We start from the raw sequence: 19,563 nt of genomic DNA, 5'->3' as shown, positions 1-19,563 counted from the left end.
CCGCGGGCGGGGAGAGGGCCGTGTCTCCGTTCGGGAGACGCGGCAAGCGGAGGCGTAAGCCGGAGCGAGGGTTAAGGGGGGCTCGACGAGTGAGGCTCTTCCGGAGACACCCCCTTCACCCTCGCGCTGAACCTGCGGTTCGCTGCGGGCCCGCTGCGCTCCTTGGACGGGAGCGCAGCCCTCTCCCCACCGGCGGGAAGAGGGGGAAACCCGCACGATCCGGTGTGCAAATCGATCGGCCCGCCCCGCCTCAGAACATCCGCGCGGTGGCGAGCGGCACCACGACGAGGTCGAGGGCCGCCACCGCGGTACCGAGGGCGAAGGCCCAGCGCAACCCGGGCGTGCGGGCCGCGGCGGGCTGCGGGGTGACGGCGAGGACGAGCATCGGGATCAGGGGCAGGAGGTAGCGCCCCTGCGGGCCGTAGATCCGCACGTCGCCGACATCGGTCCAGGACAGGTATTGCGACAGCAGGACGAGCCAGATGGCGACGAGCGCCGCGGCGGCGAGCAGCGCCAGGTCGATCCGGCGCAGCCGCACGCTCCGTCCGCACAGGAGTGCGAGCCCGACCAGCCCGGCGCCCCAGGCGGCGTAGACCGCCGCCGGCAGCATCTTGTCGAGCAGGCCGAAGATCCCGATCGCCCCGGCGGCGAGCATCAGGGCCCGCTTGAGGCTGAACAGGCATTGCGCCGGCAGGGTGAGGAGCAGCCGCGGATCGGAGAGGAGCACCTGGGCCTGCGCCCGGGTGTCGGTGCCGAGGAACTGCGCCGGGCGCGGGCCGGTCCAGAGCGGGCCGGCCTCGTAGGCGAGGCGCGGCACCGGGGTCGCGATGCCGGCGGTCGTGTAGAGGATCCACAGCACCCCGGGCAGCACCGCCAGCACCATGATGCCGACCCGGCGCCAGAAGACCGGGCTCGCCGGGAAGCGCGGCGGCAGCGGCACCAGCAGCATGGCGGCGATCGCCGCGTAGGGAGGCTTGGCCAGCACCACGAGGGCGATCAGAGTGGCCGCGAGGCGCCGGCGCCACGGTTCCTCTCCGGTGAGGAGCGCGGCGGCCAGCGCGCAGGCGGCGATCATCAGGCCGTCCTGGTTGAAGGACGCGGCGAGCGACAGGCTCATCGGCAGAACCAGGACACCGAAGAGCAACGCCCGGCCGTGCCGGGCGAGCGCCAGCGCTGCGAGCCCGAAGGCGCCGTAGGCCGCGATGTTGGCGAACCGTCCGAGGAGGGCGGCCCCGGCCTCGGTGAGCCCCAACGCCGTCCCGGCGCCGATCCCCAGGGCGGCCGGGACGTAGAAGCCCGGGAAGTAGGTGGCGATGGTGTAGAGCGGCAGGAAGGCCGGGCTTCCCGGGGCGGGCATCGGCTCCGGCACCGGAACGACCTGGGATGCCGGGGACTGGCGGCGGCTCAGGATCTCCCAGGCCGGATCGACGGTGACGCCGGCGGCCGGGCGCCGGACGCCGTCGGAATAGGTCACGGTCTCCCGGTGCCCGACGACCTGGCCGTCGAGGAGGGCCACGGCCCGCAGCAGGTGGGAGGATTCGTCCGCCACCCCGCCGAGCGGTACGAGGACGGCGAGGAGCAGGCAGAGCGGCAGGCCGAGCGCCGCGAAGGCCGCGAGCCAGAGCCGCTTCCCCGACCGGTCGATGCCGCCGATCACCGTTGCTCGCCCCTCAAGGCCGCCTCGGGAGCCGGGGGCTGCTCGGGTGCGGCGCGCTCGGGGGCAAAGCCTCGGGCGAGCCGCTTCAGCTTGCGCAGCAGCAGTACCGTGGCGCCGAGACCCAGGACCAGGACGGCGCCGCGCAGCCACTCCGCCTCGCCGGCGAGCGCCGTGCGCCCGAGCGCGCCCAGCATCACGTAGGCGAGGAGCGCCGGCAGGGCCGCCAGGGTGCCGAGGAGGTAATCCACGAGGCGCACGCTGCTGAGGCTGAGCGCGTAGCTCGTCGGGGCGAAGGGCATCACCGGCGAGAGCCGCATCAGGCAGACGAGGCGCCAGCCCTCCGCCGCCACCGATCGGTCGAGGGCCGCCGCCCAGCGGCCGCCGGCGAGGAAGCCGGGCCGGCGTCCGCGCAGCAGCCCGCGGCCGATCGCGAAGCTCACGAGAGCCCCCGCCATCGTGCCGGCCGCGGCCGCGGCGAAGCCCGCGCCGGTGCCGAGCAGCGTGCCGGCGGCGACGCCGAGGAGGGAGGCCGGCAGCACGCCGCTCGCCGCGATCAGGGTCTGGGCCGCGACGAGCACGGCCGGCCCGGCGGCGCCCTGGCGCTCGCACAGGGCGGAGAGCCAGGCGACCACGTCGCCCGGGGTGCCGGGCGCCACCAGGCCGAGGCCGAAGGGCAGCAGCGCCAGGGCGGCGAGGCCCGCCAGGAGCCCCACCGAGACCCCCGCCGAGATCAGGCCGCGGCGCATCACGGCTGCACCCGCACGGCGCTCGCGGCGGGGGGGCCGAAGAGCGGGTCGGCCCGCAGGCCCCAGCGGTGCAGACGGTAGGCGAGGGAGGTCTTCAGCACGCCGAGGCCGTAGACGACGCTGCGGCGGAAGTTGATCGAGGAGGCCTCGGGGAAGTAGCGCGTCGGGCAGGAGATCTCGCCGATGCGGAAATCGGCGTCCATCGCCTGGGCCAGCATCTGGTTGTCGAACACGAAGTCGTCCGAGCAGCGGTCGAGGGCCAGCCCCTCCAGCACCGGGCGGCTCCAGGCGCGGTAGCCGCTGTGGTACTCGGACAGCTTCTGTCCCATCAGGATGTTCTGCACGAAGGTGAGGCCGCGATTGGCGACGTACTTGTAGAGCGGCATGCCGCCGACGAGCGCCCCCTTGCCGAGGATGCGCGAGGCCAGCACCGCGTCGTACTCGCCCGAGACGATCATCGAGGCCATCGCGGTGACGAGGCGCGGGGCGTATTGGTAGTCGGGGTGGAGCATCACCACGATGTCGGCGCCGCGGGCGAGCGCCGTGCGGTAGCAGGTCTTCTGGTTGCCGCCATAGCCGCAATTGCGCGGGTGGAGCACCGTCGTCAGGCCGAGTTCCTGCGCCACCGCCACGGTCTCGTCGCGGCTGGCATCGTCGACCAGGATGACGTCGTCGACGATGTCGAGGGGGATCTCGGCGTAGGTGCGCCGCAGCGTCGCCGCGGCGTTGTAGGCCGGCAGGACGACGGCGATCTTCTTCCCGTGAAGCATGGAGAGTCCGAGGTTTTCGTCCTTGTCCGGAGCAGCGCCCGATCGTGCGACGGCCGGATGCTGCGCCAGGGTTGTCGATCGTCGCGCCTTGCCTGCGGTGGGCCGGTCTTCACTGCGTCGAAGGAAGCTCTAGGCAGCCCGGCCCCGGCTTGCCAGAGCGGCACCTGCTCCCGTGCGCGATTGCTCGCCGGCTGTTGCGGGAAAGCCGTAGCCGACTGGATTCAGCGGGCGGGGTGCGCATGGACCGCCCGCATGAGGCCGGGCAGCGCCCGGGCGAGGAGGCGCGCCGCGCGCAGGACCTCGCCGGCCTCTGCCCTCGAGCGCCGCGCCAGCGCCTGGACGAGGCGCAGGGGCACCTGCGCGCCGAAGGCCGTCGCCACGAGCGCCAGCGCCGTCGCCCGGCCGTGATGCTTGGCGGCGTAGCGGATCTGGCTCTCGAGGAAGCAGGCGAGCCGGTGGGCCTTGGCCGCCCGGGTGGTGCCCTGGCCCTCGTGCCGCACCGTGATGCCGGCGAGATGGCGCACCGCGAAGCCCGCATCCCAGGCCCGGGCGCAGAGATCGACATCCTCGTAATAGACGAAGAAGCGCTCGTCGAAGCCGCCCAGGGCCTCGAAGAGCGACCGGCGGATCATCAGGAAGGCGCCCATCACCTGGTCGACCGCCCGGTCCTCGGCATGGTCCCACTCGGTCATGAAGTGGGAGGGCACCAGCCGCGCCCGGTCGAGGAGGAGCGCCTGGCCGACCAGCGAGAGGGCGTTCGGCCGCCGGGCGCAGGAGCGCTGCACGCGGCCTTCCTCGTCGAGGAGCTGCGCGCCGACGATGCCGGTCTCCGCCTCCACCATCAGGGCCGCGTGGGCGCCGGCGAGGCTCTCGGCCGTGACCCGCGCGTCGGGGTTGAGGAACAGGATCGCGGGGGCGGTCCCCCGCGCCGCGCCGGCATTGCAGGCCCGGCCGAAGCCCTGGTTGTCGGGATTGGCGATCACCGCCGGGCCGTGGCGCAGGCGCGGCAAATCTTCCAGCGAGCCGTCGCGCGAGGCGTTGTCGACCACGACGACCCGCAAGCGCAAGGCGTCGCCGAGGCCGTCCTCGGCCGCCGACAGGCTGGCGAGGCAGGTCCGCAGCAGGGCGCCGCCGTTCCAGTTGACGATCACCACGTCGAGGGCGGGGGAGGTCTCGGGCATCGCGGCAATCCTCGTCATGGCAGTCCTCGCGGCTGCCCGAGCCGGCCGCGCAGGCCGTCGAGCACCCCGCCGGCCAGATGCGCGAGCACGCTCGGGCGATAGCCGGCATCGGCCCAGTAGAGCAGGGCCTGGAGGGGCAGGTAGGCGGCCTGGCGCAAGCACCAGCGCCGGGGCACGTGCGGCAGCCGCCAAGCATAGACGCTGTTGCGCAGGTAGGCCGCCATGCGGAACGGCGGCTGGCGCGGCATCTCGATGCCGAGGAGGCGCGACCGGATCACCCCGGCCCCGACCCGGTGGGGGAGGGCGGTGCCCGTCTCCATCCAGCAGCCATAGCCCCGCTCCCAGGCGCGGAAGCACCATTCGAGATCGACGCCGTCGATGAAGAAGTCGCTCCGGAACGGGCCGATCCGCGCATAGGCCGCGAGGTCGACGAGCGAGCCGGAAGTGGCCAGGAACTCCACCGGCACGAGCGAGCCGCTGTCCGGAATGTCCGGCCGGCGCGGATAGGCCGGCGCCTTGCGGCCCGGCGCCGCTTCGGGCCGCGGGCCGACTACGGCGGCCGGTCGATCCAGGCCCCGCAACCGCGCCAGCGCCGCCTCCAGCTCCGAGACCTGCCCGGGCGAGAACGCGGCATCCTGGTCGAGGAGCAGCAGGCAGGCCGCCCCCGCCTCCGCGGCTGCCCGAGCGATCGCGTCGAGGGCGCCGCCGACCCCGATGTTCCGGCCCGCCGACAGCACCCGGGCGCCGTGCCGGCGAAGATGGGCGGCGTCCTCCGCGGAGAGGCCGCCATTGTCGAACACGATGGTGGGGCGAGCCTCCGCCTCGACCCGGGCGCGCAGGGCCGCGGCCTGCGCTGCGTCAGGCCGGAACACCGTGACGCCGATGGCGACGGACGGGGGAGGGGAAGCGGGAGAGGTCGACAGGATCGTCTCGGCGATGGGCTGGCACACGCACCGCCTGGCGCGGCGCCGGGGGGATCATGGTGACCTCGCCGCCCTGGAGCGGCCGGGTCGGGCGGATCGATACACGACCGCGGCAGCGAAAATGGGGCAGCCGCCGCAACAATCGGCCGGACCGACGCCCATGCGGGGATGTCTCCCATGCTCCAGGGGCCGGAGACGCCCGAGAGCCCCGCCGCGCCTTGCCAAAGCTTGACCGGTAACCCAAGCGAAAGCCAGGTTCCGTTGATCCAGATGATCCCTATCGTGCCGTGGCAATGGTTTACGATTTCGACACCATCCGCCTTCCCGCCGCCTGGCGGGGCTTGACCGACCCCCTGGAGGCGGCCTCCGACGCGCTGGTGCGCCTCGACGAGCGTCTCGCCCGGGCCGAGCCGGTGCTGGCCGACGGCGCACGGGCGCGGGCGCACCTGTTCGACGCCCAGGCGGCCCTGCATCTCGACGGCGAGCTCGTCGCCCTGGAGGACCTGGTGCTGCACGAGGCGGCGATGGACGTGCGCCGCCCGACCCTTGCCCTCGGCCGCGCGGTCGCGGTGCTGGCCGACCGCCGCCGCCTCGCCGCCGCCCCGCCGGGCTGGGCCTTCTCCGGTCCCGGCTGGGCGCTGCTGGCCGGGCCCGGGCCGGGGCCGGGCGCGCCGGAAGCCGGGGAGGAGGGCAATCCGGTGGAGGTCGCGGCGGAGGAGCCGGATCCCGACTTCGCCGTCATCGACCGGCTCCTCGCCCGCACCCGCCGCACCCTCGCGGATTACGAGGCGGGTGCGCCGGCCCCACGCCCCGCGGCCGACGATCCCGTGGCCGCCTGGCGGCGCGTCATCGACGGGACCCGCGACCTGCCGGCGGTGCTGGCCGCCGTGATCGCCCTCGATGCCTGGCTGGTGCTCGATCCGGCCCCGCGCCGGGGCCATCGCGGGCCGCTCGCGGCGGCCGCCCTGCTGCGGGCCCGGGCCAAGGCCAACGCCCATCTGCCGGCCCTGGCGCTGGGCCTGCGCGACAGCCGGGCGCGCTGGTCGCGGGCCCTGCCGCTCACCGACCGCCTGGCCGGCCTCCTCGACGCGATCGAGGCCTCCGCCCGCCTGATGGGACGCGACCTCGACCGCCTAGCGCTCGCCCGCGAGGTGATGCTGCGCGCCTGCACCGGGCGGCGCCGGACCTCGCGCCTGCCCCAGCTCGTCGACCTGTTCGTCGGCACGCCCCTCGTCACCGTGGCGAGCGCCGCCCGGGCGCTGTCGGTCAGCCCGCAGGCGGTGGAGACGATGCTGGCGGAACTGGGATCCGCCCGGCCGCGGGAACTGACGGAGCGGCGGCGGTATCGGGCGTGGGGGATCGTTTGAAGGGGTGCCGTTCACCTCGGCGGTCGTCGGCCTCGACGCCTTCGTCGGCCGAGGCGGAGCGGCCGCTCGCGACCTGACCGGCGGTGGATGCGACGAGATCGTCGTCGAGGCCGATCGTCAGGATCCGTGTCATGACCCACCTCTGCACCCGATCAGTGCAGACGACGGGGGCGACCCGCGCCACCCGATTGCGCCCGGCCCGGCTTGCCCCGACAATGCCCGCCCCCGCGGCCTTCGCGGGCAAGACCAAGGCATGCGCGTCGTGATCGACCAGGTTTCCCAGCGCCAGCAGGACATCCTCGCCCTCGCCCGCCTGCACGGGCGGGTCAGCGTGGAGGACCTGGCGGCGCGCTTCGAGGTGACGCCGCAGACGATCCGCAAGGACCTGAACGAATTGTGCGACAGCCGGCTCCTGTCGCGCATCCATGGCGGCGCCGTGGTGGCCTCGGGCGTCGAGAACGTCTCCTACGAGGCGCGCCGCCTCGTCGCCCATGGCGAGAAGCGGGCGATCGGCGAGGCGGCGGCGCGGCTGATCCCCAACAGCGCCTCGCTGTTCATCAATATCGGCACCACCACCGAGGAGGTGGCCCGGGCGCTGGGCGACCACGAGGACCTTCTGGTCATCACCAACAATCTCAACGTGGCGACGCTCCTCTACCGCCACCCGAAGATGAGCCTGATCGTCGCCGGCGGGCCGGTGCGGCGGGCGGACGGGGCGGTGATCGGCTCGGCGGCAGTCGATTTCATCAACCAGTTCAAGGTCGATTACGCGGTGATCGGCGCCTCGGCGATCGACGAGGACGGCACCCTGCTCGATTTCGACTACCGCGAGGTCCGCGTCGCCCGCGCCATCATCGAGAATGCCCGCCGGGTGATCCTGGTCGCCGACAAGCTGAAGCTCGAACGCTCGGCGCCGATCCGGGTCGGCCACCTGCGCGAGCTCGACTACTTCGTCACCGACGCGCTGCCCTCCGGTGCGTTGCGCGAGATGTGCGCGGTCAACCGCGTCGCGCTGGTCGAGGCGGGAACGGGCGCGCACGAGACCTCCGACGCCGCGGAGTGACGCGAAACCGAAAGTCATAGGCTTTCGTTCGCACCTCCCTGCTTTCGGTTTCGCTTGCGTCAGCGTTCGCCGGCGTCTAGATTCGCAGTCGGATGCAAACGAAAGAGCCGAAAGGCTCCGACAGGGAGGTGGCCTTGGCCCCCAGGCAGCAGCCCGGCGACGAGCGCGGGGTGTTCGACCTCGCGGTGATCGGCGGCGGCATCAATGGCTGCGGCATCGCCCGCGACGCGGTGGGCCGCGGCGCCTCGGTGGTGCTGTTCGAGCAGAACGATCTGGCCAGCGGCACCTCCTCGACCTCGACCAAGCTGATCCATGGCGGCCTGCGCTACCTGGAGCATTACGAGTTCCGACTGGTCCGCGAGGCCCTGATGGAGCGCGAGGTCCTGTGGGGCATGGCGCCCCACATCGTCTGGCCCCTGCGCTTCGTGCTGCCGCACCATTCGGGGCTCAGGCCGGGCTGGCTCCTGCGCTTGGGGCTCCTGCTCTACGACAATCTCGGCGGCCGCAAGCGCCTGCCCGGCACCCGCACCCTCGACCTCACCCGCGATCCCGCCGGCCAGCCGCTGAAACCCGGCTTTCGCCGCGCTTTCGAATATTCGGATTGCTGGGTCGAGGATTCGCGCCTCGTGGTGCTGAATGCCCGCGACGCCGCCGAGCGCGGCGCGGTGATCCGCCCGCGCACCCGGGTCGTCACCGCCACCCGCGCCGGGGGCCTGTGGGAACTGACGGTGGAGGACCGCCAGACCGGCGCCCGCGACACCGTGCGGGCCCGCACCCTGGTCAACGCCGCCGGTCCCTGGGTCGCCAACGTGCTGACGGGCGTGGCGCGGGCCAACTCGACCGAGGGCGTGCGCCTGGTCCAGGGCAGCCATATCGTGGTGCGCCGCCTGTTCCAGCACGACCGGGCCTACATCTTCCAGAACGCCGACCAGCGCATCATCTTCGCGATCCCCTACGAGCGCGACTTCACGCTGATCGGCACCACCGACCGCGACTACACGGGCGACCCCGCCGACGTGAAGGCGAGCGAGGAGGAGATCGCCTATCTCTGCGCCGCCGCGAGCGAGTACTTCCGCGATCCCGTCACCCGCGACGAGGTGGTGTGGACCTATTCGGGCGTGCGCCCGCTCTACGACGACGGCGCCTCGAAGGCGCAGGAAGCCACCCGCGACTACGTGCTGACCCTCGACGCGCCGGAGGGCCAGCCGGCGATGCTCTCGGTCTTCGGCGGCAAGATCACCACCTATCGCCGCCTCGCGGAATCGGCGCTCGACCGGCTGAAGGACCACCTGCCGGCGGCCCGTAGGAGCCCCTGGACCTCCGGCGCCACCTTGCCGGGTGGCAACTTCCCGAAGGAGCGCTACGACGAGGTGGTGTCGGGCCTCGTGCGCCTGCATCCGGGCGTGCCGGAGGCGCTGGTCGCCCGGCTGGTGCGGGCCTACGGCACCGAGGCGCGGGAGATCCTGAGCGGCGCCCGCTCCATGGCCGATCTCGGCCGGACCTTCGGCGCGGACCTGACCGAGCGCGAGGTGCGCCACCTGATGCGGCGCGAATGGGCCACCGCCGCCGACGACGTGCTCTGGCGCCGCTCCAAGCTCGGCCTTAGGGTCGGCCCCGCCGAGGCCGCCGCCCTCGACGACTTCATGCGCCGCGCCGCCGCCGCCCAGACGGCGGCCTGACAAGAAAAGAGACGGGAGGGCGCCATGACCCTGATCCTGGAGAGCGTCACCAAGCGGGTTGGCCCTGAGACGCATATCCGCGACGTCAGCCTCGCCCTGCCGAAGGGCTCGCTCAACGTGCTGCTCGGCCAGACGCTGGCCGGCAAGACCACCCTGATGCGCCTGATGGCCGGGCTCGAGGCGCCGAGCGAGGGCCGGATCCTCGCCGACGGCAAGGACGTGACCGGGCTGCCGGTGCAACGCCGCAACGTCGCGATGGTCTACCAGCAATTCATCAACTACCCGTCGCTCTCGGTCTACGAGAACATCGCCTCGCCGATGCGGGTGGCCGGCGTCGCGAGGGCTGAGATCGAGGCGCGGGTCCAGGAGGCGGCGGCTCTGCTGCGGCTCGCCCCCTACCTCAAGCGCAAGCCCCTCGAACTCTCCGGCGGCCAGCAGCAGCGCACCGCCATCGCCCGGGCCTTGTGCAAGCGCGCCGACCTCGTGCTGATGGACGAGCCGCTGGCCAACCTCGACTACAAGCTGCGCGAGGAACTGCGCGAGGAACTGCCGCGCATCTTCGCGGCGACCGGCGCGATCTTCGTCTACGCCACCACCGAGCCGGCGGAGGCGCTGATGCTCGGCGGGCGCACCGCCACCCTGCACCAGGGCCGCGTCACCCAGGTCGGCCCGACGCCGGACGTCTATCGCCGGCCCGACGACCTGATCACCGCGAAGGTCTTCTCCGACCCGCCGCTCAACACCTTGAGCGTCCTGAAGGCCGGCGGCCGGGTCACCCTGCCGACCGGCGGCCAGGTGCGGGCGACCGGCACGCTCGCGACCGTCCCGGACGGTGCCTACACGATCGGCTTTCGCGCCCATCACCTCGCCCTCGACCCGCTGCCCGTCGAGGCGATCGCCCTGCCCGCCACCGTCTCGGTCGCCGAGATCACCGGCTCGGAGAGCTTCGTGCACATCGATGCCGGCGAGAGCCGCCTGATCGCCCTCGTGGCCGGGGTGCGCCGGCTGGAGCCCGGCACGGCCGTGACCGCCTGGCTCGACCCGCGCCACGCCCTGGTCTTCGACGCCGCCGGCCGCACCGCCGCCTTCGACCTGCCGGCGGCGGCCTAGAGAGGAGAGGGGGACATGGCCCGCATCACTCTCGACCACCTCGCCCACGCCTACGGCCCGAACCCGCAAGGGCCGCAGGATTACGCGCTCAAGGAGATCGACCACGTCTGGCGCCAGGGCGGCGCCTACGCGCTGCTCGGGCCGTCGGGCTGCGGCAAGTCCACCCTCCTCAACATCATCTCGGGCCTCGTGGTCCCGACCCGCGGCCGCATCCTGTTCGACGACCGCGACGTCACCACGGTGCCGACCGAGGGGCGCAACATCGCCCAGGTGTTCCAGTTCCCGGTCGTCTACGACACCATGACGGTGCGGGAGAATCTGGCCTTCCCGCTCAAGAACCGCCGCGTCGCTCCGGCCACCATCCGGTCGCGGGTGGAGGAGATCGCCGGGCTGCTCGACCTCACCCGGGTGCTCGACCGCCGCGCCAACAACCTGACGGCGGACATGAAGCAGAAGATCTCGCTCGGCCGCGGCCTCGTGCGCCCGGACGTGGCGGCGATCCTGTTCGACGAGCCGCTCACCGTCATCGACCCGCACCTGAAATGGCAGCTGCGCTCGACCCTCAAGGAGCTGCACCGCAAGCTCGACCTGACGATGATCTACGTCACCCACGACCAGACCGAGGCGCTGACCTTCGCCGACACGGTGGTGGTGATGCATGACGGGGCGGTGGTGCAGACCGGCACGCCGGACGAATTGTTCGAGCGCCCGGCCCACACCTTCGTCGGCCACTTCATCGGCTCGCCGGGCATGAACCTGCTTCCCGCCGAGGTCCGGGGTGCGACCGCGACCATCGAGGGCCACGCCATCCCGCTCGCCCGCCACTATCCCGACCTGCCGAAGGGGAAGCGCATCGAACTCGGGGTGCGGCCCGAATACGTGCATCTGACGCCGAAGGGCCTCGGCAAGGGGTTCACGTTGCCCGTCCAGGTGCGGCGCATCGACGATATCGGCCGCCAGCGCCTCGCCCGGGTCGAATTGGGTGGCCGGCCCCTCGTCGCGACGGTGGCGGAGGGCCAGAGCCTCGACGGCACCGAGGCCGCGCTGACCCTCGATCCGCGTCAGATCCACATCTACGCCGATGGCGCCCTGGTGCCCGGAGAGGCCGCATGACCAAGACCGTCAACCAGAAGGCCTGGCTCCTCGTCCTGCCGGTCTTCGCCGTCGTCGCCTTCTCGGCGGTGCTGCCGCTGATGACGGTGGTCAACTATTCGGTCCAGGACACCTTCGGCAACAACCAGTTCTTCTGGAACGGCCTCGGCTGGTTCCAGGAACTGCTCGATCCCACGAGCCAGTTCGGCGAGCGCTTCTTCGATTCGCTGTGGCGCAACCTGCTCTTCTCCGCGATCATCCTGGCGATCGAGGTGCCGCTCGGCATCGCGGTGGCTTTGTCGATGCCGCGCGAGGGCCGCTCGGTCGCCTTCTGCCTCGTGCTGATGGCCCTGCCGCTGCTCATCCCGTGGAACGTCGTCGGCACGATCTGGCAGGTCTTCGCCCGCAGCGATATCGGCCTGCTCGGCTCGTTCCTGAACAGGATCGGCATCGATTACAACTACGCCGGCAGCGCGCTCGCCGCCTGGGTCACGATCGTGACCATGGATGTCTGGCACTGGACGAGCCTCGTCGCGCTCCTGTGCTATGCCGGCCTGAAGTCGATCCCCGACGCCTATTACCAGGCGGCCCGCATCGACGGGGCGAGCCAGTGGGCGATCTTCCGCACCATCCAGCTGCCGAAGATGCGCCGCGTCCTGCTGATCGCCGTGCTGCTGCGGTTCATGGACTCGTTCATGATCTACACCGAGCCCTTCGTGCTCACCGGCGGCGGACCCGGCAACGCCACGACCTTCCTGTCGATCGACCTCGTCAAGCTGGCGCTGGGACAGTTCGACCTCGGCCGGGCGGCGGCGATGTCGCTCGTCTACAACCTGATCATTCTCAGCGTCTGCTGGGTGTTCTACACCGTGATGACCAATGTCGATGCCGGCAACCGCACGGTGCTCACCGAGAGCGACCCGGCGGATGCCGCCGCTGCCGCCGGCAGCCTGCCCCAAGCCACCACGATCCCGCTCGACCGGAGGGCCGCCTGATGCGCCCGCGCCACGTCGTGATGACGCTCTACCTGCTGTTCCTGATGGTGCCGATCTACTGGCTCGTGAACATGAGCCTGAAGACCAACCAGGAAATCAATTCCGGCATGACGCTCTGGCCGCATGCCATCACGTTCGACAACTACATCCGGATCTTCACCGATCCGAGCTGGTACGGCGGCTACCTGAACTCGCTGTCCTACGTGGCGATCAACACGGTTCTGTCGATCGGGCTGGCATTGCCTGCGGCCTACGCCTTCTCGCGCTACAGCTTCATCGGCGACAAGCACCTGTTCTTCTGGCTGCTCTCGAACCGGATGGCGCCGCCGGCGGTGTTCGCGCTGCCGTTCTTCAACCTCTACTCGGCGGTCGGCCTGTTCGATACGCCCTGGGCGGTGGCCCTCGCCCATTGCCTGTTCAACGTGCCGCTGGCGGTGTGGATTCTCGAAGGCTTCATGTCGGGCGTGCCGCGGGAGATCGACGAGACCGCGGCGATCGACGGCTATTCCTTCCCGAGATTCTTCGTCAAGATCTTCATGCCGCTGATCGCCTCGGGCATCGGCGTCGCCGCCTTCTTCTGCTTCATGTTCTCCTGGGTCGAGCTGTTGCTCGCCCGCACCCTGACCTCGGTCGACGCCAAGCCCATCGCCGCCACCATGACCCGCACGGTCTCGGCCGCCGGCATGGATTGGGGCCTGCTCGCGGCGGCGGGCGTGCTGACCATCGTGCCGGGCGCCCTCGTGATCTGGTTCGTGCGCAACTACATCGCCAAGGGCTTCGCCCTCGGCCGGGTGTGATCGGGGAGAGCCAAGATGCCTGATTTCGCCTGGATGGCCTGGACTTGGCAGACCGCGATCTTCTTCGCGGTCATCGCCGGCCTGCTCGCCCTGATGACCACCCTCGCCGTGTGGCGCCCGGAGACCGAGGCGGTCGGGATCCTGCGGATCCCGACGACGCGGGGCGACCGGCTGTTCCTGACGCTCATCGGCACCGCCTTCATCAACCTCGCCTGGCTCGGCTTCGTCGGCCCGAACCTGGAATGGGCGCTCGCGCTCTCGCTCGTTTACGGGGCGGTGATGTTCCGCTTCGCTTGAAAAGCCCGCCGCCACGTCCGGCATGAGCCGGCATCAGGCGGGCTTCGTCACTACCAGAGGGAGGACCACCATATGAAACGCCATCGTCTGCTCACGGCTGCGAGCGCCCTCGCGCTCAGCCTCGCCGCCGGCCACGCCTTCGCCGGCATGGAGGAAGCCAAGCGCTGGGTCGATACCGAGTTCCAGCCCTCGACCCTGTCGAAGGAGGAGCAGCTCAAGGAGATGCAGTGGTTCGTCGATGCGGCGAAGCCCTTCGCCGGCATGGAGATCAACTTCGTCTCCGAGACGATCACCACCCACGAATACGAGGCCCGTACCCTCGCCAAGGCCTTCTCGGAGATCACCGGGATCAAGCTCCGCCACGACCTCCTCCAGGAGGGCGACGTGGTGGAAAAGATCCAGACCCAGATGCAGTCGGGCAAGAACATCTACGATGGCTGGATCAACGATTCCGACCTCGTCGGCACCCATTTCCGCTACGGCCAGACCGTGGCCCTGTCCGACTTCATGAAGGGCGAGGGCAAGGACGTCACCTCGCCGACCCTCGACCTCGACGACTTCATCGGCAAGTCCTTCGGCACCGGCCCGGACGGCAAGCTCTACCAGCTGCCCGACCAGCAATTCGCCAACCTGTACTGGTTCCGTTACGACTGGTTCACCCGGGCCGATCTCAAGGAGAAGTTCAAGGCCAAGTACGGCTACGAGCTCGGCGTGCCGGTCAACTGGTCGGCCTATGAGGACATCGCCGACTTCTTCACCAACGACGTCAAGGAGATCGACGGCGTCAAGGTCTATGGCCACATGGACTACGGCAAGAAGGACCCGTCCCTCGGCTGGCGCTTCACCGATGCGTGGCTGTCGATGGCCGGCAACGGCGACAAGGGCATCCCGAACGGCAAGCCGGTCGACGAGTGGGGCATCCGCATGGAGGGCTGCCGACCGGTCGGCTCCTCGATCGAGCGCGGCGGCGACACCAACGGCCCGGCGGCGGTCTATTCGGTGACGAAATACGTCGAGTGGCTGAAGAAGTACGCGCCCCCGCAGGCCGCCGGCATGACCTTCTCGGAATCGGGCCCCGTCCCGTCGCAGGGCAACGTCGCCCAGCAGATGTTCTGGTACACCGCCTTCACCGCCGACATGGTCAAGCCGGGTCTCCCGGTGATGAACCAGGACGGCACGCCGAAATGGCGCATGGCGCCCTCGCCCAAGGGCCCGTACTGGAAGGACGGCATGAAGCTCGGCTACCAGGATGCCGGCTCGCTCACCCTGCTGAAGTCGACCCCCCTCGATCGCCGTAAGGCGGCCTGGCTCTACCAGCAGTTCATCGTCTCGAAGACGGTCAGCCTGAAGAAGAGCCATGTCGGCCTCACCTTCATCCGTGAGAGCGACATCTGGGACAAGTCCTTCACCGAGCGGGCGCCGAAGCTCGGCGGCCTGGTCGAGTTCTACCGCTCGCCGGCCCGCACGCAGTGGACCCCGACCGGCGTGAACGTGCCGGACTACCCCAAGCTCGCCCAGCTCTGGTGGCAGAATATCGGCGACGCCTCCTCGGGCGCCAAGACCCCGCAGGCGGCGATGGATGCGCTGGCCGCGGCCCAGGACGACGTGATGGCGCGCCTGGAGCGCTCGAAGGTGCAGGGCGAGTGCGGCCCCAAGCTCAACCCCAAGACCTCGGCCGAGCACTGGTACGAGCAGGCCAAGAAGGACGGCACGCTGGCTCCCCAGCGCAAGCTCGCCGACGAGAAGCCGAAGGGTGAGACGATCGACTACGACACGCTCATCAAGAGCTGGCCGGCCTCGCCGCCGAAGCGCGGGTGACCCTGAGGGAGCCGGGGCGCGTCGCCCTGGCTCTCCTTTCCGCGGACGGCCGGATTCCGCTATCCTGGCGGCAAATGCCGCCACGGAGGTTGTCATGGCCTATTACAGGATGGAAGACGCCATTGCCCGCCTGCCCGAACTCCTCGCCAAGGCGAGTGCGGGTGAGGAGGTGATCATCATACGTCTGGATGAGGATTTGACTCAGCTCATTCCGACTGAGCCGCGGCCAGTGACGAAGGAGGAGATGGATCGGCTGCGCGAACGGCGAGTCACTCTTTCAAAGCCGGTCGATATCACTGCCGTCGTCCGTCAGATGCGGGACGAGGGGCTGTGAGCCGTATCTATTGCGACACTAACGTCCTGCTTCCGGATTTCGTCAAGGAAGCCGAAAGCTCGAGAATCGAGGCATGGCTGCTTGATCCGGCGGTCCAGACCGTCTTCTCCGATCTCGTCATTCTGGAATTCTCAGCGACACTCTCCCGGTTAGTGCGTGAGCGCAAAGCGAAAGCCGAGGAAGCCCGCGAGGTCGTTGGACTGTTCACTTCTTGGCGCGAGGCCCGCGGCCGTCCGCTGACCATCACACGCCAGATGTTCGCGATTGCCCGCACCATCGTCGAGGATGCCGCCCTCGGCGTGCGCGGTCCCGACGCCCTGCACCTCGCGCTGCTTCAGGTCACCGGCCTGCCCTTCGCCACCTTCGACGCGCGGCTTCGCCGGGCGGCCGACACGCTCGGCCTCGCCACGCTGGAGCCGCCACCCCTCTAACGCACCGCGCGAAAGACCCTCCGATGTCCTCCCTCATCCTCGCCATCGACCAGGGCACCACCTCCTCGCGCGCCCTGCTGTTCCGGCCCGACACCTCGATCGCCGGTCTCGCCCAGGCCGAGTTCCCGCAGCATTTCCCGGCCTCGGGCTGGGTCGAGCACGAGCCGGAGGACCTCTGGCGCACGACGCTCGAGACCTGCCGGGCGGCGATGGCGCAGGCCGGGGTCACGGCCCGGGACGTGGCGGCGATCGGCATCACCAACCAGCGTGAGACGACCCTGGTCTGGGACAAGCGCACCGGCGAGGCGGTGCACCGCGCCATCGTCTGGCAGGACCGGCGCTCGGCCGGGATCTGTGCCCGCCTCAAGGAGGCCGGCCACGAGCCTGCGGTGACCGCGAAGACCGGCCTGATCCTCGATCCCTATTTCTCCGGCACCAAGATCGCCTGGATCCTCGACAACGTGCCCGGCGCCCGCGCTCGCGCCGAGGCCGGCGAGCTCGCCTTCGGCACCGTCGATTCGTATCTCCTGTGGCGCCTCACCGGCGGCCGGCTGCACGTCACCGACGCCACCAACGCCTCGCGCACGCTGCTCTTCGACATCCATCGCGGCGCCTGGGACGAGGAGCTGATGGGGCTGCTCGGCGTGCCGGCCTCGATGCTGCCGGAGGTGCGCGATTCCTCCGGCGATTTCGGTGAGACCGACCCGGAGCTGTTCGGCGCCGCGATCCCGATCCGGGGCGTGGCCGGCGACCAGCAGGCCGCGACGGTGGGCCAGGCCTGCTTCCGGCCGGGCATGGTCAAGTCGACCTACGGCACCGGGTGCTTCGCCCTCCTCAACACCGGCACCCAGCCGGTCGCCTCGAAGAACAAGCTCCTCACCACCATCGCCTACCAGCTGAACGGGCAGCGCACCTACGCGCTGGAAGGCTCGATCTTCGTGGCGGGCGCCGCGGTCCAGTGGCTGCGCGACGGGCTCGGCGTCATCGAATCGGCGGCCGAGACCGGGGCGCTGGCCGAGCGGGCCGACCCGGCGCAGGACGTCTACCTGGTGCCGGCTTTCGTCGGCCTCGGCGCGCCCTACTGGGAGCCCGATGCCCGGGGCGCCCTGTTCGGCCTCACACGCGGCACCGGCCCGGCCGAGCTCGCCCGCGCGGCCCTGGAGAGCGTCTGCTACCAGACCGCCGACCTGCTCGCCGCCATGCGGGCCGACTGGCCGGACGGCGACGGAAGCGCCACGGTTTTGCGGGTCGATGGCGGCATGGTCGCCTCCGACTGGACGATGCAGCGCCTCGCCGACCTGCTCGCCGCCCCGGTCGACAGGCCCGAGGTGAAGGAAACGACGGCCTTGGGGGCGGCCTATCTCGCCGGCCTCGCCTGCGGCCTCTACCCGGAGCCCGAGCACTTCGCCGACCATTGGCGCCTGGAGCGCCGCTTCGTCCCGGCGATGGAGCCGACCTTACGCGAGCGACGGCTCGCCGGCTGGCGCAAGGCGGTGAGCTGCCTGGTGGGGAAGTAGAGGCGAACTTTCTAGCTCTGACTAAGAACTGGACTGCGCGGGATCCCCTCTCCCGTTTGGGAGAGGGGAGGGAGCTTCGTCTTGTCATCGACGATGCCGCGCCGACGTTTTTACTTCTCCAGCCGGGCGATCAGGCTCGACGTGTCCCAGCGCCCGCCGCCCATGCTCTGCACCTCGGCGTAGAACTGGTCGACGAGGGCCGTCACCGGCAGCTTGGCCTTGTTGCGGCGCGCCTCGGCCAGGACGATCGACAGGTCCTTGCGCATCCAGTCGACGGCGAAGCCGAAATCGAACTTGCCCTCGTTCATGGTCTTGCCGCGGTTCTCCATCTGCCAGGAGCCGGCGGCGCCCTTGGAGATCACGTCGAGCACCGCCTCGATGTCGAGGCCGGCCTGCTTGCCGAAATGCACCGCCTCCGACAGGCCCTGGACCAGGCCGGCGATGCAGATCTGGTTCATCATCTTGGCGAGCTGGCCGGCGCCGACGGGCCCCAGCAGCCGGCAGGCGCGGGCATAGGCCGCGATCACCGGCTCGACCCGCGCGAAGGTGTCGGCGTCACCGCCGCACATCACGGTGAGCACGCCGTTCTCGGCACCCGCCTGGCCGCCGGAGACCGGGGCGTCGATGAAGCCGAACCCGGCCTTCCCGGCCGCCTCGGACAGCTCGCGGGCCACTTCCGCCGAGGCGGTGGTGTGATCGACGAAGACGGTGCCTTTGCCCATCGCCGAGAAAGCGCCGTCCGGGGCGGTCGTGACCTGGCGCAGGTCGTCGTCGTTGCCGACGCAGGCGAAGACGATCTCCTGGCCTTCCGCCGCTTCCCGGGGCGTCGCCGCCGCCCTGCCGCCATGGGCCTTCACCCAATCGTCGGCCTTGGCCTTGGTGCGGTTGTAGACCGTGACGTCATGGCCCTTGGCGGCGAGGTGACGGGCCATCGGCCCCCCCATCACGCCGAGACCCAGAAACGCGACCTTTGCCATGCGTTCATCCTCCCACGCCGTTATCCCGGCGATCGGTCCCCGGTGTAGTGAGCCGCGCCTACGCCCGTCAAACGCGTGTCGCGACCCGCGTGTCGTCACTTCGTGTCGAACGGGATAAACTTCGCCCGGATGCGGTCGTAGCGCCCATCCGCGATCAGCGCGGCGAGCGCCCGCTCGAACGTCTCGCGCAAGGCGCCGTCGGCCTTGCGCAGGCCGATGCCGACGCCCTCGCCGAGCAGCGGCTCGCCCGCCGGCACCTCGCCGACGAACCGGCAGCAGGCATCGCCCTCGGGCCTGGCGAGGAAATTGGCGAGTTCGAGCTTGTCGCCGAGCACCAGGTCGACCCGGCCGGCCCGGAGGTCGAGGGTCGCGTCGGCGAGGTTGTCGAAGGTGCGGATCTCGGCGCCCGGCACCCGCTGCTCGAGATAGGCGACCTGCGGCCCGTGCGCCGCCACGCCGATCCGGCGACCGCGCAGGGTCGCCGGGCCCGGATTCGGCAGCGAGGTGTCCCGCCGCGCGACGTAGGCGAAGGGGATCCGCAGATAGGGCCGGGTGAAGGCGATGCGGGCGGCCCGCTTCGGGGTGATCGCCATCGCCGCCATGATGGCGTCGTACTCGCCCGCCTCCAGGCCCTTGATGATGCCGTCCCACTGGTGGAGCACGACCGTGCAGGTGAGCCTGGCCTCCGCGCACAGGGCCTGGGCCAGCTCGACCTCGAACCCCGCCGGCTTGCCGTCCTCGACGTAGTTGAACGGCGGGTGGCCTCCCTCGGTGGCGATCCGCACCGGGGAGGGCGGAGGGGAGGGGGG

19 protein-coding genes are annotated in these 19,563 nt (G+C 70.8%); 12 read left to right on the top strand and 7 right to left on the bottom strand.

Annotated features, from left to right (window positions below; all coding sequences use genetic code 11):
* Window positions 1–250: 250 nt before the first annotated feature.
* From VQ03_RS30820 to VQ03_RS02675, 5 genes are all read right to left on the bottom strand, one after another.
* A complete protein-coding gene (locus VQ03_RS30820) occupies window positions 251–1,657 on the bottom strand; it encodes a DUF2142 domain-containing protein (RefSeq protein WP_053078367.1) in 1,407 nt (468 codons plus the stop codon).
* Window positions 1,654–2,403 (bottom strand): VTT domain-containing protein, encoded by a 750-nt coding sequence (locus VQ03_RS30815; RefSeq protein WP_053078366.1) that lies wholly within the window; start codon window positions 2,401–2,403, stop codon window positions 1,654–1,656. Before VQ03_RS30815 ends, VQ03_RS30820 begins: the two co-directional genes overlap by 4 nt.
* A complete protein-coding gene (locus VQ03_RS02685; RefSeq protein ID WP_048449317.1) occupies window positions 2,403–3,173 on the bottom strand; it encodes a glycosyltransferase family 2 protein in 771 nt (256 codons plus the stop codon). The genes VQ03_RS30815 and VQ03_RS02685 overlap by 1 nt, the downstream gene beginning before the upstream one ends.
* A 221-nt stretch (window positions 3,174–3,394) precedes the next feature.
* A complete protein-coding gene (locus VQ03_RS02680) occupies window positions 3,395–4,372 on the bottom strand; it encodes a glycosyltransferase family 2 protein (RefSeq protein WP_053078365.1) in 978 nt (325 codons plus the stop codon).
* Entirely contained in the window at window positions 4,369–5,304 is a 936-nt protein-coding gene (locus VQ03_RS02675; protein ID WP_245291937.1) for a glycosyltransferase family protein, read from the bottom strand. The genes VQ03_RS02680 and VQ03_RS02675 overlap by 4 nt, the downstream gene beginning before the upstream one ends.
* A gap of 266 nt (window positions 5,305–5,570) precedes the next feature.
* On the opposite strand from VQ03_RS02675, the gene VQ03_RS02670 reads away from it, so the two are divergent.
* The 12 genes from VQ03_RS02670 to glpK all read left to right on the top strand — a co-directional run bounded on the left by VQ03_RS02670 (window position 5,571) and on the right by glpK (window position 17,777).
* Complete coding sequence (locus VQ03_RS02670; protein WP_048449315.1) at window positions 5,571–6,644, top strand: RHE_PE00001 family protein; 1,074 nt, start codon at window positions 5,571–5,573, stop codon at window positions 6,642–6,644.
* Window positions 6,645–6,897: 253 nt separating this feature from the next.
* Window positions 6,898–7,707: a DeoR/GlpR family DNA-binding transcription regulator gene (locus VQ03_RS02665; RefSeq protein WP_048449314.1), complete on the top strand. Its 810-nt coding sequence runs from the start codon at window positions 6,898–6,900 to the stop codon at window positions 7,705–7,707.
* A gap of 134 nt (window positions 7,708–7,841) precedes the next feature.
* A complete protein-coding gene (glpD, locus tag VQ03_RS02660) occupies window positions 7,842–9,386 on the top strand; it encodes a glycerol-3-phosphate dehydrogenase (protein ID WP_425350022.1) in 1,545 nt (514 codons plus the stop codon).
* A gap of 24 nt (window positions 9,387–9,410) precedes the next feature.
* Window positions 9,411–10,496, top strand: a complete 1,086-nt coding sequence (locus VQ03_RS02655; RefSeq protein WP_048449312.1) for an ABC transporter ATP-binding protein — start codon at window positions 9,411–9,413, stop codon at window positions 10,494–10,496.
* Window positions 10,497–10,511: 15 nt separating this feature from the next.
* A complete protein-coding gene (locus VQ03_RS02650) occupies window positions 10,512–11,609 on the top strand; it encodes an ABC transporter ATP-binding protein (protein WP_048449311.1) in 1,098 nt (365 codons plus the stop codon).
* The gene (locus VQ03_RS02645; protein WP_048449310.1) at window positions 11,606–12,583 is read left to right on the top strand and encodes a carbohydrate ABC transporter permease; all 978 of its coding nucleotides are present in this window, start codon (window positions 11,606–11,608) and stop codon (window positions 12,581–12,583) included. The genes VQ03_RS02650 and VQ03_RS02645 overlap by 4 nt, the downstream gene beginning before the upstream one ends.
* The gene (locus tag VQ03_RS02640) at window positions 12,583–13,380 is read left to right on the top strand and encodes a carbohydrate ABC transporter permease (protein WP_048449309.1); all 798 of its coding nucleotides are present in this window, start codon (window positions 12,583–12,585) and stop codon (window positions 13,378–13,380) included. Before VQ03_RS02645 ends, VQ03_RS02640 begins: the two co-directional genes overlap by 1 nt.
* 15 nt (window positions 13,381–13,395) lie before the next feature.
* Entirely contained in the window at window positions 13,396–13,677 is a 282-nt protein-coding gene (locus VQ03_RS02635) for a DUF2160 domain-containing protein (RefSeq protein ID WP_048449308.1), read from the top strand.
* A 72-nt stretch (window positions 13,678–13,749) separates the two neighbouring features.
* The gene (locus tag VQ03_RS02630) at window positions 13,750–15,495 is read left to right on the top strand and encodes an ABC transporter substrate-binding protein (protein WP_048449307.1); all 1,746 of its coding nucleotides are present in this window, start codon (window positions 13,750–13,752) and stop codon (window positions 15,493–15,495) included.
* A 94-nt stretch (window positions 15,496–15,589) separates the two neighbouring features.
* Window positions 15,590–15,829, top strand: a complete 240-nt coding sequence (locus VQ03_RS02625; protein WP_048449306.1) for a hypothetical protein — start codon at window positions 15,590–15,592, stop codon at window positions 15,827–15,829.
* Window positions 15,826–16,260, top strand: a complete 435-nt coding sequence (locus VQ03_RS02620; protein WP_048449305.1) for a type II toxin-antitoxin system VapC family toxin — start codon at window positions 15,826–15,828, stop codon at window positions 16,258–16,260. The genes VQ03_RS02625 and VQ03_RS02620 overlap by 4 nt, the downstream gene beginning before the upstream one ends.
* A gap of 23 nt (window positions 16,261–16,283) precedes the next feature.
* Complete coding sequence (gene glpK, locus VQ03_RS02615; protein WP_048449304.1) at window positions 16,284–17,777, top strand: glycerol kinase GlpK; 1,494 nt, start codon at window positions 16,284–16,286, stop codon at window positions 17,775–17,777.
* A gap of 110 nt (window positions 17,778–17,887) precedes the next feature.
* On the opposite strand, the gene VQ03_RS02610 is transcribed toward glpK, so the two are convergent.
* Complete coding sequence (locus VQ03_RS02610) at window positions 17,888–18,754, bottom strand: NAD(P)-dependent oxidoreductase (protein WP_048449303.1); 867 nt, start codon at window positions 18,752–18,754, stop codon at window positions 17,888–17,890.
* 95 nt (window positions 18,755–18,849) lie between these two features.
* The coding region (locus VQ03_RS02605) for an ABC transporter substrate-binding protein (RefSeq protein ID WP_048449318.1) at window positions 18,850–19,563 on the bottom strand (714 nt) is incomplete at its 5' end.

Source organism: Methylobacterium tarhaniae (assembly GCF_001043955.1).
Taxonomy (GTDB): Bacteria; Pseudomonadota; Alphaproteobacteria; order Rhizobiales; family Beijerinckiaceae; genus Methylobacterium; species Methylobacterium tarhaniae.
Note: the sequence above shows the minus strand (reverse complement) of the source record. Positions and strands in the feature narration are given on the sequence as shown.

Bases quoted from the DNA above. Each gene is read 5' to 3' on its own strand.
- VQ03_RS30815 (WP_053078366.1), bottom strand. From the start codon at position 2,403: ATGCGCCGCGGCCTGATCTCGGCGGGGGTCTCGGTGGGGCTCCTGGCG.
- VQ03_RS02685 (WP_048449317.1), bottom strand. From the start codon at position 3,173: ATGCTTCACGGGAAGAAGATCGCCGTCGTCCTGCCGGCCTACAACGCC.
- VQ03_RS02680 (WP_053078365.1), bottom strand. From the start codon at position 4,372: ATGACGAGGATTGCCGCGATGCCCGAGACCTCCCCCGCCCTCGACGTG.
- VQ03_RS02670 (WP_048449315.1), top strand. From the start codon at position 5,571: ATGGTTTACGATTTCGACACCATCCGCCTTCCCGCCGCCTGGCGGGGC.
- VQ03_RS02665 (WP_048449314.1), top strand. From the start codon at position 6,898: ATGCGCGTCGTGATCGACCAGGTTTCCCAGCGCCAGCAGGACATCCTC.
- VQ03_RS02655 (WP_048449312.1), top strand. From the start codon at position 9,411: ATGACCCTGATCCTGGAGAGCGTCACCAAGCGGGTTGGCCCTGAGACG.
- VQ03_RS02650 (WP_048449311.1), top strand. From the start codon at position 10,512: ATGGCCCGCATCACTCTCGACCACCTCGCCCACGCCTACGGCCCGAAC.
- VQ03_RS02645 (WP_048449310.1), top strand. From the start codon at position 11,606: ATGACCAAGACCGTCAACCAGAAGGCCTGGCTCCTCGTCCTGCCGGTC.
- VQ03_RS02640 (WP_048449309.1), top strand. From the start codon at position 12,583: ATGCGCCCGCGCCACGTCGTGATGACGCTCTACCTGCTGTTCCTGATG.
- VQ03_RS02635 (WP_048449308.1), top strand. From the start codon at position 13,396: ATGCCTGATTTCGCCTGGATGGCCTGGACTTGGCAGACCGCGATCTTC.
- VQ03_RS02630 (WP_048449307.1), top strand. From the start codon at position 13,750: ATGAAACGCCATCGTCTGCTCACGGCTGCGAGCGCCCTCGCGCTCAGC.
- VQ03_RS02625 (WP_048449306.1), top strand. From the start codon at position 15,590: ATGGCCTATTACAGGATGGAAGACGCCATTGCCCGCCTGCCCGAACTC.
- glpK (WP_048449304.1), top strand. From the start codon at position 16,284: ATGTCCTCCCTCATCCTCGCCATCGACCAGGGCACCACCTCCTCGCGC.
- VQ03_RS02610 (WP_048449303.1), bottom strand. From the start codon at position 18,754: ATGGCAAAGGTCGCGTTTCTGGGTCTCGGCGTGATGGGGGGGCCGATG.